At 68.8% G+C, this 14,363-nt stretch carries 11 protein-coding genes; 4 read left to right on the top strand and 7 right to left on the bottom strand.

Annotation, left to right across the window (positions count from 1 at the left end):
- Window positions 1-119: 119 nt before the first annotated feature.
- Window positions 120-1,013, top strand: coding sequence for a GntR family transcriptional regulator (locus tag ACIBEJ_RS25345; RefSeq protein ID WP_397185300.1), 894 nt, complete (start codon window positions 120-122; stop codon window positions 1,011-1,013).
- Between the two features lie 487 nt (window positions 1,014-1,500).
- Here the strand turns inward: ACIBEJ_RS25345 and ACIBEJ_RS25340 are convergent, their stop codons facing one another.
- Both ACIBEJ_RS25340 and ACIBEJ_RS25335 read right to left on the bottom strand, forming a co-directional pair.
- Window positions 1,501-1,788: a hypothetical protein gene (locus ACIBEJ_RS25340; protein ID WP_397185299.1), complete on the bottom strand. Its 288-nt coding sequence runs from the start codon at window positions 1,786-1,788 to the stop codon at window positions 1,501-1,503.
- Entirely contained in the window at window positions 1,785-2,048 is a 264-nt protein-coding gene (locus ACIBEJ_RS25335; RefSeq protein ID WP_397185298.1) for a hypothetical protein, read from the bottom strand. The genes ACIBEJ_RS25340 and ACIBEJ_RS25335 overlap by 4 nt, the downstream gene beginning before the upstream one ends.
- Before the next feature lie 116 nt (window positions 2,049-2,164).
- Here ACIBEJ_RS25335 and ACIBEJ_RS25330 point away from each other — a divergent pair, with 116 nt between their 5' ends.
- From ACIBEJ_RS25330 to ACIBEJ_RS25320, 3 genes are all read left to right on the top strand, one after another.
- A complete protein-coding gene (locus ACIBEJ_RS25330) occupies window positions 2,165-2,941 on the top strand; it encodes a hypothetical protein (RefSeq protein ID WP_397185297.1) in 777 nt (258 codons plus the stop codon).
- A gap of 648 nt (window positions 2,942-3,589) precedes the next feature.
- Window positions 3,590-3,817, top strand: coding sequence for a hypothetical protein (locus ACIBEJ_RS25325; RefSeq protein ID WP_397185296.1), 228 nt, complete (start codon window positions 3,590-3,592; stop codon window positions 3,815-3,817).
- Between the two features lie 47 nt (window positions 3,818-3,864).
- Window positions 3,865-4,746 (top strand): pentapeptide repeat-containing protein, encoded by an 882-nt coding sequence (locus ACIBEJ_RS25320; protein ID WP_397185295.1) that lies wholly within the window; start codon window positions 3,865-3,867, stop codon window positions 4,744-4,746.
- A gap of 22 nt (window positions 4,747-4,768) precedes the next feature.
- Here ACIBEJ_RS25320 and ACIBEJ_RS25315 read toward each other — a convergent pair whose 3' ends face one another.
- From ACIBEJ_RS25315 to ACIBEJ_RS25295, 5 genes are all read right to left on the bottom strand, one after another.
- Window positions 4,769-6,013 carry a hypothetical protein gene (locus ACIBEJ_RS25315; protein ID WP_397185294.1) on the bottom strand — a complete coding sequence of 415 codons (1,245 nt, stop codon included), beginning with the start codon at window positions 6,011-6,013 and terminating at the stop codon, window positions 4,769-4,771.
- Window positions 6,014-6,056: 43 nt separating this feature from the next.
- Complete coding sequence (locus ACIBEJ_RS25310; protein WP_397185293.1) at window positions 6,057-9,194, bottom strand: discoidin domain-containing protein; 3,138 nt, start codon at window positions 9,192-9,194, stop codon at window positions 6,057-6,059.
- Window positions 9,191-11,878 (bottom strand): glycosyl hydrolase family 95 catalytic domain-containing protein, encoded by a 2,688-nt coding sequence (locus ACIBEJ_RS25305; RefSeq protein ID WP_397185292.1) that lies wholly within the window; start codon window positions 11,876-11,878, stop codon window positions 9,191-9,193. The genes ACIBEJ_RS25310 and ACIBEJ_RS25305 overlap by 4 nt, the downstream gene beginning before the upstream one ends.
- Window positions 11,879-12,405: 527 nt before the next feature.
- On the bottom strand, window positions 12,406-13,704 hold the full coding sequence (locus ACIBEJ_RS25300) for a Gfo/Idh/MocA family protein (RefSeq protein WP_397185291.1): 1,299 nt from the start codon (window positions 13,702-13,704) through the stop codon (window positions 12,406-12,408).
- Window positions 13,701-14,363 (bottom strand): carbohydrate ABC transporter permease (locus ACIBEJ_RS25295; protein ID WP_397185290.1); only part of this gene is annotated, 663 nt, incomplete at its 5' end. The genes ACIBEJ_RS25295 and ACIBEJ_RS25300, both read right to left, overlap by 4 nt.

The following is a 14,363-nucleotide window of genomic DNA, read 5'->3' as shown; positions in this document are numbered from 1 at the left end:
AACGGGGTCTCCTCTCGTCTAGGCGGCTCCAGTGCTTCAGCATGTAGTACAAGTTGCGTCATACTTTGATAGTACGCCGACTTGTAGTACAAGTGGAGGGACTAGTGAGAGGAAGTTGCATGGAATTCGAGGAGATCCCCGAAGAGGTGGCTGGGCCCGCCGAGGACTACGCGTGGCGTGCCATCGCCTCAGCCCTGCGGGCCGACATCCTGGAAGGCCACTACACGCCCGGCAGCCCGCTACCCAGCGAGACCCAGCTCGCCAGCCGCTACACCGTCTCCCGCCCCACCGTCCGCCAGGCCCTCAAGACTCTCGTGCTCGAAGGGCTGGTCAGCATCGTGCGCGGACGCGGCACCTTCGTGCGCACCGTCCCCGACCGCTTCCTGATCCTGCTCGGTCTCCAGCCACGGCCCGACCTGGTGGAGCTGCGTTTCAACGAGGTCAACCAGTCCTGGGGCTGGCTACGCGTGCCGATCCCCGGCGAGGACGACGGCGAGGGCGGCGAGGTCTACGGCCGCTCCACCATCGTGGCCGCCAACCGGGAGGTCGCCGCCCTGCTCGGCACCCGCACCGGCCACAAGGTCTACCACCGCTTCAACGTGTGGATGCACGTCAAGAAGCGCTTCATCGAGATCAACTCTTACACCAACGCCGACGTCATCCCACCGCCCAAGAAGAACAAAGCAGGCCAGGTTCAGCCACGTCACGAGGCGTTCTACGACCTCATCCAGGCCGACCGGGGACCGATCGACTGGCTCACCACCGTGACCGCCCGCATGCCGTACGAGACGGAACGCCTGCGCCTGCGCATGGAGGTGGGTGCGCCCATCCTGCTCATCCGCCGCATCATGCTCAGCCGCGACGGCCAGCCACTGGAGGCCACCGAGATCAAGGCCGCCGCCGAGGAGTTCGAGACGACCACGGTCGGCGAGTCCCTGGCCGACCTTCCGCAGGGTGACGAGCAGCGATGGCCGGAGCTGAGCCCGGATGGGCCGATCGTGCTCGCGCTGTAGGTGGTTCAGAGTTTCTTTACGGGTTCAAGGGCTCGCTTCGCTCGCCGCGCCGCCGCCCGCTCCGGGCGGCCAGCGCGCCGGGCATGCGGCCTGGGGGCCGGTCCCGGCGCGCGCCGCCCACCGCTCCAAGGCGGCGCGACAACCCTTCAAGCCATGCACGGCAGAAGCCTGAATCATCAAGGCCGTTCCGTCACCGGCCTCCACCGCTACGCGGCCCCTGCGGGGTGCTTCGCATGGACGCCGGCCACTCCACTCTCTGGCAGATCACCCACGGGCCGAGGTCCGTACCCCCGCCCCCGATACCGCAGTGTTCGTGTCCCTCGGTCGGCGTCAACTCCGTCCGTGCGGCAAGAGGGTGGGCCGCGTGGAACCTCACAGGGCTGAGGTCATGGGAAGACGGAGTTGACACCTCGGTCGGGCCACACAGTCCGGCAGCTATCGGGGGCGGGGGGAAGAGTGGGCCGTGCGAAGCCCTGAAGGACACCGCCTACCGGACGTACCCGGCCAGCAGTGCCGCCCAGGTCTCCCGCGTCTCGCCGAGCGATCCCCAGTCGGTCTCATGCATCCTCGCCACCGGCTCACCCTGCACCGTACGCCGGATGAACGCCCGGCCACCCGCCAGGCACAACTCGTACACCGTCGCCTGGCACGCACACGTCCAATCGGCCACCCGCACCCGCCTCCCGTACGGATCGAGTGCGTACCATCGCAACCGCCCGCTGCCCCGCTGCTTCGCCGCAACGTGCGGGCTCAGGCACTCATCGAGAGAGATCATGTCGCATCGCGCGCTGAGGGACTGATCCCCGTGCCACCGCGCGAGGCGTGGGCCGACTCCACCCTTTCTTGAGCTTTGAGCATCGGAGCGAGTTGGGTCACGTCGTCGGCGTCGAGGGTCTGGTAGAGACCTATGTCGGTCTCGCGTTGCGTCAGACGCCGTCCATTGCGTGTCGCCCATAGTCGGCCCGCCGAGCTTCGCCAAATGCACCAGCCGGGGAAAGCCTCTTGCAGATCTTCGAGAATGATCGGCTTCGACATGCCCTCAGCCTGCTTACTCGCGGGTGACGAACCCACCGCATTATCGAGACGTCCAGGACGTTTCAGCGTTACGCTCAAAACGTCCTTGGCGTCCTTTTGCCCTCGCGAGGTGCACTGTGGCCAACGTTGCCCTACGCCGCGCCATGCTCAACGCGCAGGTCACGAACGGCGTCCTGGCCTCCCGGTGTGGAGTGGACGTCAAAACGGTGGAACGCTGGTTGCAGGACGAGGCTCGTATTCCGCACCAGCGGCACCAGTGGGCCGCTGCGGAGGCACTGGGAGTTGAGACAGCCGTGCTTTGGCCAGACGCAATTCGCAATACGGTAAAAATGGGGCCAGATAGGGAAGTGCTGACCGTTTATCCGTATCGGTCCGCATGCCCGAAATCCATCTGGCGCACCCTCATCAACGCGGCCCGCAACGAGATCGTGTTCGCCGGATACACGAACTACTTCCTCTGGCTGGAGCATCCCAACCTGGCCAAGGTCCTCAAGCGGAAGGCGCAACAGGGCTGCAAGATCCGGTTCCTCCTGGGCGATCCCGAGAGCGAGGTGACCCGCCGCCGGGAGGAGGTGGAGAACGTGCCCCTGACCGTCTCCACCCGCATCCGCATCACACTCTCGGAGGTCGAGCAGCTTCGAGAGGTCCCAGGCATCGAGGCCAGGTTCGGCGACGAGCACATCGCCATGAGCGTCTTCCGTTTCGACGCCGAGATGCTCGTGACACCACACCTGGCCAAGCTCGTGGGTCACGACTCGCCGATGCTGCACCTGCGCCGTTACCAGGACGACGGCCTGTTCGACCGGTTCGCGTACCATGCCTCTGAGCTGTGGAGCCACGGTCGCGAGGTGTGGCAGCAACCCCAGGTCACGGCCCAGATACCGCGTGACTAACTGCGTGACAATCGCCCAGGATGTGCCTGGATCCCGGGGGACCGCCCTGGACTGTTCCGGCAGGTGAGGGCGGAATCGCCGGTGATCCCGCCCTCGCGCGAAGTGCCTGGGGGTCAAGGGGTCGCAGGTTCAAATCCTGTCGTCCCGACCAGATTCTCGCTGGTCGATCAGGGTGTCACTCCACCGGGTGACACCCTTTCGCATTGCCGGTTTGTGTGTCACAACCCCGTAGGGCCTGCCACGCCTGTCGAAGAACAACTGCCAGGCGCGGTGAAGTCGTAACGCGACGGCTCGTCAGCCGGATGTGTGACCTGTCAGGCGAGGCCGGCTGCCGGACTGCGCCGGGGTGACGGTGAGGGGCTCATGAGCTTCTCGGGCGCTTTTGACGTGCGGTAGTCCCGGACGCGGTGTGCTTGGGCACGTGATCCCCGATGCCAAGGCTGATTGCTTCGCACGGGGTTGACGTGCCTTCACCGCTCGTGTGACCATCGGCTTGCCGGGCGGAAGCCTGTCCGGAAACAGAAGACCTCGACGGCTCTGCCGTACGAGGTCTTTGTCATTTCTGGCCCCGGCCGGTCCGCGACATCTCGGACCGGCCGGGGCTTTTTCATGCCCCAGGAACCGACCCGGACGGCGAAGACAGGAGCGATGATGACAACAACGGAGGTGGCCATCGTGGCAGGGACGGTGGTGACGCTGGCCCTGATCGCCGGCGTCGTGCTGATCGCGTGGCGGGCGCTGAGCCGCTGCGCGCCCGAGCAGGTGGCGAACGTGCTCGCCACGCTCGACCGGCTGGCCAGTACCATGCTTCGCACCCGCGGCCAGGCCGCGCTGCCGCCGGTGCAGGAGCGGCGTGAGGCGGGGGGCGCGAAGTGAAGGGTGCGCGGCGCCGGCCACGTCAGGAACCGCCTGCGATCAGTCAGGTGGCCGAGGACGACGCCATACGGCATCTCGTCAGGGCCATGATCGCCTTTATCGGCACCCACCCCGAGGAGACGCAGAGAGCTCTCGGTGAGTACATCGTTCAAGACGACGTCGCGGCGGTCATGGCGTGGATGCGGGACGACCCGCTCGCGCCGTGGTTGCGTTCACGCGCGGAGCCCCTCGGCATGGTCAACTGGAGGCTCGTGGGTGAAGCCGTCAAGGGGGCCCTGCTTCTTGCCGGAGAAGGCGGACTTCCCTCCCCAGCGGGAAACCCCGCCGATTCCCCTCAGGCCGGGAGTGATGTGGCCCATCTCATCCCAGAAGATGTAGGGAGCCTTCTGGCCGGGGTCTGGGAGGGCGCCGCGCTCATTGACCTGGACTACGCTGATCTTGGCGGCGCCCAACTGGCTCGTAGGATCCTGAGCGGCGTCAGCCTGAAACGCGCCTTTCTGCGCTACGCGGACCTGACCGGGGCAGATCTGAGTGGGGTGTCGCTCAGCGGTGCGGACCTGCACGGCGCGACCCTCCGCGGCGCGATGTTTCATGGCGCGGCGCTCGACGACGCGGACCTGCGCGCGGCGGACCTACGCGAAGTGGACCTGCGACAGGCGTGCCTCAACGGGGCGAACCTTTCCCGAGCCGAGCTGGATCATGCGGTCCTTGATCACGTGCAGTGGAACACCGCCACGATCTGGCCCGCAGCGGTCAACGCCTGGATCAGGTCCATCGGGGCGTGGGACGTACCGAGCGATGCTGTAGGGGATGAACGCCGCCTTCCGCGGGTCGGTCGGTACCCCGGTGTTCACCGCGGACCGGCCCGCCGCCGTGGACGACGGCGGGCCGGTCCGATAGTGATCTACTTTGTAAAGGATCCTGGCTGAGGTCCGCGATGCGGTCAGGGTGTCACCAGCGGCGGTCCTTCACCAGCATCAGGCGGGACCACTGGTCGATGGAGCCGGTGGTGCCGCCCTCGTTGAAGTTCACGTCCATCATGAAGTGGTGCCGGTCGGTGCGGAACTCGGCCAGCAGGAGCCATCCGGCGCGGATGTAGCTGGTGGGGGCCGAGTTGCCGGTGCCGTCCGTACCGTCCACCTTGCCGGAGAACTTGGTCGAGCTCTTCGTCATGATGTCGAGGAACGTGTTCGCCAGCGGCGTCATCATCGCGGCGGTGATGCCGTACCGGCCGGAGGCGTAGAGCATGTGCAGGCCGTGCACGTCGAGCTGGCCGTGGCTGTTGTCCTCCAGGGTGCCGAAGGACGGCTTGTAGCCCCACCGGTACGCCGGCCTGCCCTGCGGGGAGGTGACCGTCTGGGCCTTCGCGAAGAACCAGTCGACGCTCGCCTTGACGATGCCCTCGTACCTGGTCACCCGGGCGGGGGCGTCGTTGAGGATGCGGTGTGCGGCGGCCAGGTTGTGGAAGCCGTAGTTGAACATCGCCTGCTGGTTCCACGGCACCTCGCCGCCGGGCTGGTAGGCGGCGTCGCGGGCGAAGTACTGGCGGTTGCCGCCGCGGGTCAGGTCGAGGAGCCTGCTCAGGATGTGCCCGTCGACCGCCCGGTCACCGCTCGCCAGGAAGGTCTTGGCCCTGGCGAGGTAGGTGGCGCCGTAGCCTCTCGGATCGCCGAAGGAGACGTTGCGGTTCCAGATCGCGGGGGTCTCCAGGATGAGCCGGGCGCAGTAGCCGAGGTGGCCGACGGGATCGCCCTGTTCGCCGCCGGTCTCGACCGGCGCGTCCCGGTTGTTGGGCCAGGCCGGGTCGATGCCGCCGGTCCATAACCGGTGCTGCCCGACGGGGGCGGCCGCGAGGTCGTTGCGCTGGGAGTGCACCGCGTCGCAGAACCCGATCATCTTGTCGAGGATCGCGGTGTCCCCGCTGATCTCGTAGAGGATGCCCATGGCCTTGACCCGCTGGCCGCCCGCGTGCTGGGCCCAGTCGTTGCCGACGTTGTCGGGCGCCGGGGTCAGCGGCGCGATGTGGGACTTGAAGGAGTTGATCTCGTTCTGGGTGGGGGCGAGCTCCAGGTCGTCGACCGCCATGGGGCCCGCGACCGCCGCCATCGGGGCGGCGCCGCCGGGAACCGCCACGGCGAGCAGTCCGGCTGCCGAGAGTGCGAGGACGCCTGCTGTGATCCGTACGCGTGTGTTCATGCCGTCTTGTTTCCTCCTGACTGGGATGGTGGGAGCGGAAACGTCAGCGTGCCGGGAAGATGTGGTAGCTCTGGCCGGCGGTGGTCGGGAAGGAGATCCGGTCGCCGGAGATCGTGGGGGCGACGGCCGTACCGGAAGAGGTGTGAACGCGGACCCGTGCGGCGCCCCAGGGGTTGACCAGCGTGAACGGGTTGCCCTTCTCGCTGGTCAGCTCGACCGGGGAGACTGTGCCGCGGCGCTGCGCGGCCGAGAGCAGGAACGCGCCCTTGGCCCGCAGCCGGACGAACTTCGCGTCACGGGCGTCCGGCCAGGCCGGGAAGAGCCGGTGCACGTCCTCGAAGGTCTGCAGGAACATCGAGTTGACCGTCTCGACCGAGCCGGAGGTCTCCTGGGCGCCGCCGCTCTGGCGGACGGTGAGGTTGGGCCGCCAGAGCTGCTCGACGACCGTCTTGAACTTGCCGATCAGGTCCTCCGCCGGCCAGCCCGCGCGGGCGGCGATGGTGAAGGTCTTCGGGAAGCCGTTGATGGACGAGCCGCGCGTGCCCGGTTTGAACGGGTCCACCCACTCCAGGGTGTTGCGGACGAGCTGGAGCATGGCGGGGTCGCCGCCGATGGCCAGGTTGTCGCTCGGGTGGACGACGCCCTCCAGGTTGATGGGCTGGTCGTTCTTGTTGAGCAGCGCGTTGCCCTTGATCGGGTTGTTGATCTCCTCGGCCAGCAGGATGACGTTCAGCCCGTCCATGACGGCGGTCGGGTAGGGCGTCAGGTCGTCGAGGTAGCCCTGCCAGACCGGCCGCAGGTCGGCGTCCAGGCCGAGCCGGGCGCTGTAGGTGATCAGCGAGGTCAGCAGGCGGCGGACGAAGCCGAGGTCGTAGACGGAGTTGAGGTCGTCGCCTTCCTCGTTGACGCCCGAGTGCAGGACGTCGTACTTGCCGTCGGGGCCCCTGACCAGGTAGTCCATCCAGAACTCGGCCTGTTCCCTGAGGTAGGGATAGGTGAATTCGCGGAACATCTTCTCGTCACCGGTGTACTCGTAGTCCCACAGCAGCGGCAGCGCCGTGAAGACGCCGTTGGACTGCTGGTCGCTGGGCAGCGCCGTCCAGTCCTTGACCGGCGCGACCGGCACCGTCGCGGGCGCGGGCCTGGTGGCGTTGTAGGGACGGAACGTGCGCGAGAACGTCATGCCCTTGTAGCCGGCCTGGTGGGTGCGGTTGCGCGAGTAGGGGATCTCCGCCCGCAGGCTGGCATAGTACGGCTTGGCCAGCTCGGCCCGGTTCGCCGCGTACACGCCGTAGAACTGGGCCTCGGAGTTGTAGTTCATCCAGTAGCCGTTGTTGCGGTCGACGGTCCGCCACGGCGAGTAGGTCGAGCCGAAGGCGAAGCCCTCCCGGTTGACCGCGGCCACCGCGTACAGCCCGCCGTAGTAGAACTTGTTGAGCACCTCGTCGCCGGTGTCGACGTAGGACTTCAGCCAGTAGCTCTTCCACCAGGCGCGGTGCGCCGCCCGCAGCGACGTGACCGCCGCCGCGTCGAGTTGCGCGGTACGGCTGACCGCCTGCGCGCGGAAGTTGTCCAGCGGGGTTGGGTGCGCGCAGGAGCCGGTTCCCCTGACGGAGGTCAGCAGCCGGACGGGCGTGCCGGGTTGCAGGGTGACGGAGAGCCGCGCGGTGCCGGGGGCGGGCGCGCTCATGGTCGCCGTGGCGCCCAGCACCTTGGCGGCGGCGGCCTTCGCGACCCAGCCGGACGCGCCGTCGGCGCCGGTGGCGCGGGCCGCCCACGCCTGGCCGTCGACGCCCGAGGAGCCGCCGGGCAGGACCACGTTGACCTCCAGCGGGATCGCCTGGCCGGTCGTGGCGATCTCGGTGACCAGCAGGTTCTCGGTCTCGGCGGGCCAGGTGCGGGTGGTGACGACCTGGCCGCCGATGATCTGGCTGCCGGCCACCTCGGCGGGCAGGATGTTCTGCTTCTGGTGGTAGTTCAGGTCGCGGGTGACGCTGGTTCCGCCGTTGAAGAGCAGGAAGTCGCGGATGAACGCCCTGGAGTCGGAGCCGGGGTCGGTGATGTTCAGCCGGAGGTAGCGGGCGGAGAAGGCGGGCACGGTGCGGTCGGTCTGCTCGGCGGTGTTGCCGGTCACCGTGTCGACCGTGGTCCAGGTCGTGCCGTCGTCGCTGCGCTGCAGGTCGAAGGCGCTGGTGTTGCGGCGCTGGAAGTTGTCGGCGCGGCCGGTGTAGCCGTTGTGCCGCACCACCCAGCGGTTGATCGTCTGCGCCGCGCCAAGGTCGACCGTCACCCACCGCGGGCCGTGGGTGGCCGAGACCCAGCGGGTTTCGGCGTTGCCGTCGATGGCGCAGGTGGCGGTGCACTCGCGGGTGCTCGTGGCGGTGGCCACCGGGTTGGCCGTGCCGTACGAGGTGACGGGGTTGGCGAGGCTGACGTTGCCGTCGTAGAGCAGCAGGTCGCGCAGGTAGGCCTTCTGGTTGGGGTCGGCGGGGTCGCGTACGGCCTGCGTGATGTTCAGCCGGAGGTAGCGGGCGGAGAAGGCGGGCACGGTGCGGTCGGTCTGTTCGGCGGTGTTGCCGGTCACCGTGTCGACCGTGGTCCAGGTCGTGCCGTCGTCGCTGCGCTCCAGGGCGAAGTCACGGGTGTTGAGGCGCTGGAAGTTGTCGGCGCGGCCGGTGTAGCCGTTGTGCCGCACCACCCAGCGGGTGACCTGCCGCACCGCGCTGAGGTCGACCGTCACCCACTGCGGGTCGTTGGTGGCCGACACCCAGCGCGTCTCCGGGTCGCCGTCCACGACGCAGGCGGCGGTGCACTCGAGCGTGTCCTTGGCGGTCGCCGTCAGCGCGCCGCCGTGGCCGGGGGAGCCGATGCTGACCCGGCCCAGGTTGAGCTGGGTGTTGGCGGAGTTCCAGAAGTCCGACTTGCCGAGGTAGAGGGTCTGCGTCGAGTTGCGGGCGTCGGAGGCGACGGCCAGGTCGCCGTTGCCCAGGAGCAGGGCGGAGGTGTAGCCGGAGGTCAGCACGCTGCCCGGCGAGGGCGGCGTGGTGTACGCGTCGTCGATGCCCGAGATCAGCCGGGTGATCTCGGCCCACTCCCGCCCGTGCGCGGCGGCCTGCGCGGGCGGCGGTCCGGCCACGATCAGGGGCAGGAGCAGGCATAAGGCCGGCAGGAATCTTTTCATGAGAGAGCTCCCGCGAGGATGAAGGCGTTGCCTGTGGTTCCGGTGTGGGATGTCTGCGTGACGTAGTCGATGGTGAGGATGGCTCCGTCCTGCGGCGCCGTGACGTCGAGGTCGACCAGCTTGGTGGTCGTCGCCTCGGCGCCCGAGTCGATCAGGACGCTGTGGGCGGGCTGGTCCGCGCCGGACAGGGTGGCGGTCAGCCGTACCGCCGCGCTGGAGGCGCCGAGGTAGAGGCGCAGCCTGCGGGGTGTCCTCCCGGCGGGGACGGTGAGGCGGAAGCCGTTGCCCACCGAGCGCGTGAGCAGGCCGGAGCGCGAGGTGCCCGTCGCCTCGCCGGTCCACGACAGCGTGACGGCGGCGTCGTCGAGCCCTTGGGTCCGGCCGGAGCCGATCCGGGTGAGCTCGCCGATCAGCGGGACGGCGCCCGCCTTGCGCTCGCCGCCGGTCAGGGTCCAGGTCACCCAGTCGGCGGCGCCCTGCTCGCCGAGGTCGGCGCTCGCCGGGGCGTCGGTGACCGTGATCGCGGGAACCGGCTCGACCGTGTACGTCTCGCCCGCCCGCGCGGGGAAGGACGTGCCGGTGAGGGGAACCCCGTTGACGGTCAGCGACCGGTCCGGCCATGGACTGGCCAGTTCGACGGTGACCGCGCGCGTGGCGTGGATCCGCACGCCGGAGACGGTGACGCCGTCGGTCGTGGCCGACACCAGCAGGCCGGTGTCGGTGCGCAGCGAGTCGAACTTCGCCGGGCGGCCGGCGATCCAGTTCGGGAAGATCGTGGTCACGCCGCCGGCCGTCCGGAGCATCATCGCGTGGATCGTCTCGATGGCCCCGATGGTCTCGATGCCGCCGCCCTCCTGGGCGACGGTGAGGTTCTGCCGCAGCAGCGCGCCGACGCGTCCCGACAACAGGGAGTAGAGCCGCTCCGCCGGGTAGCCGGAGTACGCGGCGACGGGAAAGCTCTTGGGGAAGTTGTTGCCCTGGCTCCACGAGTTCATCGCGTCGAGGCTGTCCATGGCCACCTGCCGGTCCACGGTCCGGTGGCCGTCCATCGGGTGGATCCACTCGAGGTTGACGATCGTCCTGCCGACCACCGGGGTCAGGTCGGTGTGCGTGTGGTCGCGGACGTACACCCGTCTGCCCTCGAAGGTGGCGGTCGGATGCTCGGGCAGGTGGGCGAGGATGTCCCGCCACGTGGCCCACCGGTGCGCGTCCCTGTTCAGGGAACGGCCCCACTCCAGCATCGTGGCGAAGACCATGCGGATCAGGCCGAGCGAGAGGGTGTCGTCGCGCGCCCACTCGCCCTCGTGCGCCGAGCCCATGAAGTGGTGGAGCCCGTCGGCGCCCCTGGGCCCGAGGTAGTCCTCCCAGAACTCGGTCAGCTTCAGCAGGTAGGGGTAGGCCCGCTGCTCCATGAAGGCCCGGTCGCCCTGGTAGCGGACCTGCCAGATGTACGGGATCGCGGCGAAGGAGGCGTTCAGCGGCTGGTTGTGGTACTTGTCGATGGCGATCGACCCCCACGGGCCCACGCCGACCGGGAAGAGCATGCCCCGCGCGCTGGCCGGGATCGCGTCCTTGAACTGCGGGCTGACCTGCTCTCCGGCCGGGTAGTCCTTGATCTCCTTGACCAGGTGCTCGCCGGTCGGCACGAAGGCGTCCAGGACGTCGAAGTACGGCTGGACCAGCTCGCCGCGGTTGGCCGCGTAGATGCCGTAGTAGGGGGCCTGGGCGTGGTAGTTCAGGTGGTAGTCGCCCTTCCACCGGGGCGTGTCGGTGGTCACCCAGCCGAACAGGCCGGGGGCGCACTTGCCCGGCCGGCTGACGCTGCCCAGCACGTACAGCGAGCCGTAGTAGAACTGCTCCACGACCGGGTCGTAGACGCGCACCATCGACCTGCGCCAGTAGTCCGACCACCAGTCCTGGTGCTCGCGCTCCAGCCGCCGCAGCACGACGTAGTCGAGCCGCGCCCCGGCCGCGCGGGCGGCGGCGCCCGCGTCGGACACGTTCCTGCCGCCCGCGACCGCCGAGATGACGGTGACCTTGCCGCCGCGTGGCACGGTGAACCGCGCGGTCACCCTGCCCGGCCCGCCCGCCCTGGTCGTGACGTCCTGGGCGCCCAGCAGCTTGGTGGCGACGCCCGCCCTGACCACCCACTGGCTGCCGGGGGAGTGCTCGGTCGCGCGGGTCGCCCACAGCAGGCCGTCCTGGACGCCCGCCTCGGCGGGGTACCTCGGGTCGTCGGCCTTGGTCCAGACGTCCAGCTCAAGCGTGACCGGCCGGTCGGCCTCCAGTTCGGTCACCAGCGCGCTGGTCGAGCCGGTGACGAACGAGCGCATGCGGACCTGGGCCTGGTTGATCCACAGCTCCGAGCGGACCTCGGCGTTCAGCAGGTCCGTGGTCTGCCTGTAGGTCGTCTCCAGTTCTGTGGCGCCGGGTGGTTTGCGCACGGTGACGCCGCCGAAGGCGATTGGGGTGCAGTCCTTCGCCGTCGTGCTGGTCCAGAGGTCGCTCTTGGTCAGGTGGAACGTCTGGGTGTGCCGGTCGCCGCCGATGACCGCGCCCAGGTCGCCGTTGCCCAGCAGCGGCCCGTCGGGGTAGCCGTCGGTCGGCACCTGCTCAGGCGGCGCGGTGAGGACGCCGTTGAAGTGGGGCAGGATGCGCTTGATCTCGTTCCAGTCGGTGGGCACGCTCGGCCTCTCGTTCCGGTCGGGCTGGGGCGCGGCTCATCGGTTCCGGGTACGGCCGGCGCGGCCCTCGCTGTCGAAGATGGCGTAACCGATGTGGAACCGGTCGGACGGGCGCATGGGTCGCTCCTATCGGGGGTGACCTTGATCGGGATCTCAGTGGTTCCCTCGGCGCGGAGGTCGACGACCATCGCGTGCGCGGTGTCGGCGGTCCAGGAGCGCAGGTGTACCCGGCCGGGACCCATGTCCATCTCGGACTCGATCTGTGCGTCGAGGCGGTTCTGTACCTGGTGGTTGAACGCGCCCTCGGGGGCGGACTCGGCGCGGGCCGATGCGCTCGGCGGTTGGACCGGGGCCCCCGTGGCGGGATGGGTCCGTGCGGCGAGGTGCGTTCGCGCGGCCTGGTGGGCGTGCGCGGCGGCTGGGCGCGCGCCGGTGAGCGTGGCGGCCGGCGCGCCGGCGCTCAGCGCGAGTAACTCTCGGCGGGAAAGGGGGCATGGGGGGTGCCTTTCGGGGCTGTGTTCGGTCGCTCAGAGGGTGATGACGGTTCCGGTGAGGCGGGCTTGTTCGGCGGCGAAGACGATGCGGTGGCTGGTGAGGCTGTTGGTGATGTCGGACAGGATGAGGTCGGGCTGGCCTTGGTGGAGGGCGGTGATGAAGGATCGGGTGAGGTTTTCGTCGCCGCCGGCGTGGCCTTCGGTGGTGCTGGAGCCGTCGAGGGAGGTGTCGATGGTGGTGGTGCGTTCGGTGGTGAAGTCGTAGATGTGGATGTGGCGGCCGTCGCCGGTGAGTTGGCCGGTGGTGCCGAAGATTTTGGTGTGCCGGTTTTCCAGGGGGGTGAAGGCGGTCATGGTGAAGGCGACGGTGGTGCCGCCGTCGAATTCGAGGTTGACGACTTGGTGGTCGACGACGTCGTTGTCGCAGGCGTAGACGCAGCGTCCGTAGGGGCCGTCGCGCAGCGCGGTGGTGACGGCGTCTTCGGTGAGTTGGCCGGCGGTGATGACGCGGGTGAAGTATTGCTTGGTGCCGCCGTTGTGTAGTCCGTCGCGGTAGAGGGTGGTGGCGGAGTAGGGGCAGGTGTGCTGGAGGGGGCAGTCCAGGCAGCGGTCGGTGGCTTGTGGGGGGCGGTTGGCGGGCTGGAAGTGGAACAGGCTGCCGAAGGAGGAGACGCGGCGGGCGGGCCGGTTGATGAGGTAGGCGAGCCAGTCGATGTCGTGGCAGGACTTGGCGAGTAGGGCGAAGGTGGCTTCGTCGGTGCGGCGCCAGTTGCCGCGGACGAAGGAGTGGGCGTAGTGGTTGGCGCCGATGGGTTCGAGGTGTTCGATGCTGACGATGTCGCCGATGGTGGGTAGCACCTGTTTGATGTGGCGGGTGTAGGGGGTGTAGCGCATGACGTGGCAGACGGCGATGGTGGTCCCGGTGCGGGCGGCGACCTCGCCGATCGCTTCGGTGTCGTGCAGGGTGGGGGCGATGGGTTTTTCGAGCAGGATGTCGTAGCCCTGTTCGGCGAAGGCGGTGGTGGGGTGGAGGTGGTCGGCGTCGAGGGTGGCGATGATGACGGCGTCGGCGATGCGGCCGGCGGCGGCCATGTCCTGCCAGGAGGCGTAGACGCGTTCTGGGGGGAGTGCGTGCCGGGTGGCGAAGTGGTGGCGGATCTGGTCGCGGGGTTCGGCGACGGCGACGATGCGGGCTCGGTCGGGCAGGTGGGTGGCGAGGTGGGCGTAGGCGGCGCCGCGGGCGCCGGCTCCGGCGATGGCGAGGGTGAGGGGCCGGTTGAGGGGTGTGCCGAGGTGTCCGCGCAGGTTGGCGTGGGTGTGGGTGGTGGTCATCCTTTGACGGCTCCCCCGGTGAGGCCTTTGACGAAGTGTTTTTGCAGGAGGAGGTAGAAGAGGAGGATGGGCAGGGTGGCCATGAACATGAGGCCGAAGGTGGCGCCGTAGTCGCGCTGGAATTGGCCGAGGGAGCGGTAGAGGCCGACGGTGACGGTGGTGCCGCCTTGGGGGCCGAGGATGATGAGGGGGTTGAGGAAGTCGTTCCAGATCCAGACGCCGAGGAAGATGAGGACGCTGGCGGTGGCCGGGCGTAGGAGGGGGAAGACGACGCGCCAGAAGGTGGATAGGCGGCTGGAGCCGTCGATGGCGGCGGCTTCTTCGACGTCGATGGGGATGTTGCGGATGAAGCCGGAGAAGACGAAGACGCCGAAGGGCACGTAGTAGCCGACGTTGAACAACACCAGGCCGCTGATGGTGCCCATGAGGTGGGTGGCGTTCAGGACGTGGGTGACGGGGACGAGGATGACCTGGGGTGGGATCATCAGGCCGGCCAGCAGGACGAGCAGGGCGATGCGGCCGAAGCGGCTGCGGGTGCGGGCGATGTAGTGGCCGAGCATGGCTGAGACGACGGTGAGCACCGTGATCGACAGCAGGGTGACGGTGATGCTGTTGATCAGGCCGTTCCAGAACAGCCCATCCGGGCGGGTGAGGGCTTG

This window comes from Nonomuraea sp. NPDC050790 (assembly GCF_044456745.1).
In the GTDB taxonomy this organism is placed as follows: domain Bacteria; phylum Actinomycetota; class Actinomycetes; order Streptosporangiales; family Streptosporangiaceae; genus Nonomuraea.
The sequence above is the reverse complement of the archived record's forward strand: the minus strand, read 5'-3'. Positions and strand labels throughout refer to the sequence as shown.

Coding starts and splice junctions, on each gene's coding strand:
- ACIBEJ_RS25340 (WP_397185299.1), bottom strand. CDS start 1,788: ATGATCTCTCTCGATGAGTGCCTGAGCCCGCACGTTGCGGCGAAGCAG.
- ACIBEJ_RS25335 (WP_397185298.1), bottom strand. CDS start 2,048: ATGTCGAAGCCGATCATTCTCGAAGATCTGCAAGAGGCTTTCCCCGGC.
- ACIBEJ_RS25300 (WP_397185291.1), bottom strand. CDS start 13,704: ATGACCACCACCCACACCCACGCCAACCTGCGCGGACACCTCGGCACA.
- ACIBEJ_RS25325 (WP_397185296.1), top strand. CDS start 3,590: ATGATGACAACAACGGAGGTGGCCATCGTGGCAGGGACGGTGGTGACG.
- ACIBEJ_RS25345 (WP_397185300.1), top strand. CDS start 120: ATGGAATTCGAGGAGATCCCCGAAGAGGTGGCTGGGCCCGCCGAGGAC.
- ACIBEJ_RS25310 (WP_397185293.1), bottom strand. CDS start 9,194: ATGAAAAGATTCCTGCCGGCCTTATGCCTGCTCCTGCCCCTGATCGTG.
- ACIBEJ_RS25315 (WP_397185294.1), bottom strand. CDS start 6,013: ATGAACACACGCGTACGGATCACAGCAGGCGTCCTCGCACTCTCGGCA.